This window comes from Streptomyces sp. NPDC090442 (assembly GCF_044769405.1).
GTDB lineage: Bacteria > Actinomycetota > Actinomycetes > Streptomycetales > Streptomycetaceae > Streptomyces.
Window position 1 is genome coordinate 1 of sequence record NZ_JBIVXW010000253.1, and the last position, 1,450, is coordinate 1,450.

General features: G+C 66.9%; 1 protein-coding gene. It reads right to left on the reverse strand.

What is annotated here, in order from left to right; genetic code table 11:
- Positions 1-1,450 (reverse strand): ATP-dependent Clp protease ATP-binding subunit (locus ACIQU6_RS44830; protein ID WP_403488513.1); only part of this gene is annotated, 1,450 nt, incomplete at both ends.

Below are 1,450 nucleotides of genomic sequence, written 5' to 3' on the forward strand. Positions count from 1 at the left end.
GACATGTCGATGCGGACCATGGCCCGTTCGTCGTCGAAGAGGAAGTCGGCCAGGGCTTTGGCCAGTTCGGTCTTGCCGACGCCGGTGGGGCCGAGGAAGAGGAAGGAGCCGGTGGGTCGGTCGGGGTCGGCGATGCCGGCGCGGGTGCGGCGTACCGCGTCGGAGACGGCGCGGACCGCTTCGCTCTGGCCGATCAGGCGCTTGCCGAGTTCCTCCTCCATGCGCAGCAGTTTGTGGGTTTCGCCTTCCATCAGGCGTCCGGCGGGGATGCCGGTCCAGGAGCCGACCACGTCGGCGATGTCGTCGGGGCCGACCTCCTCCTTGACCATCGACTCCTTGGCGGCCTCCTGTTCGGCCTCCGCCTGCGCGGCCTCCTCCAACTCCCGCTCCAGGCCGGGGATCTCGCCGTAGAGCAGTTGGGAGGCGGTGTCGAAGTCGCCGTCGCGCTGGGCCCGTTCGGCCTGCCCGCGCAGCTCGTCCAGGCGTTCCTTCAGCTCGCCGACGCGGTTGAGGGACTGCTTCTCCTTCTCCCACCGGGCGGTCAGCCCGCGCAGTTCCTCCTCCTTGTCCGCCAGGTCCTTGCGCAGCTTCTCCAGCCGCGCCACCGAGCCGACGTCGGTCTCGTTCTTCAGCGCCAGCTCCTCCATCTTCAACCGGTCGACGGAGCGCTGGAGTTCGTCGATCTCGACGGGGGAGGAGTCGATCTCCATCCGGAGTCGGGAGGCCGCCTCGTCGACCAGGTCGATGGCCTTGTCGGGCAGGAAGCGGGAGGTGATGTAGCGGTCGGAGAGGGTGGCCGCGGCCACCAGCGCCGAGTCGGCGATCTGCACCTTGTGGTGCGCCTCGTAACGTCCCTTCAAACCCCGCAGGATCGCCACCGTGTCCTCAACACTCGGCTCGGCGACCAGCACCTGCTGGAAACGCCGCTCCAACGCCGGATCCTTCTCGATCCGCTCGCGGTACTCATCCAGCGTCGTCGCGCCCACCATCCGCAACTCACCACGCGCCAGCATCGGCTTGAGCATGTTGCCCGCATCCATCGCCGAATCCCCACCCGCACCGGCCCCCACCACCGTGTGCAACTCGTCGATGAACGTGATCACCTGCCCGTCACTGGCCTTGATCTCCGCCAGAACCGTCTTCAACCGCTCCTCGAACTCACCCCGATACTTCGCCCCCGCAACCATCGCCCCCAAATCCAACGCAACCAACCGCTTGTTGCGCAACGACTCCGGCACATCCCCCTTGACGATCCGCTGCGCCAACCCCTCCACCACCGCGGTCTTGCCCACACCCGGCTCACCGATCAACACCGGATTGTTCTTCGTACGACGGGAAAGCACCTGCACCACCCGCCGGATCTCCTGATCCCGACCGATCACCGGATCCAACTTGCCCTCACGCGCCGCCGCGGTGAAATCCGTACCGAACTTCTCCAACGCCTTGTAGG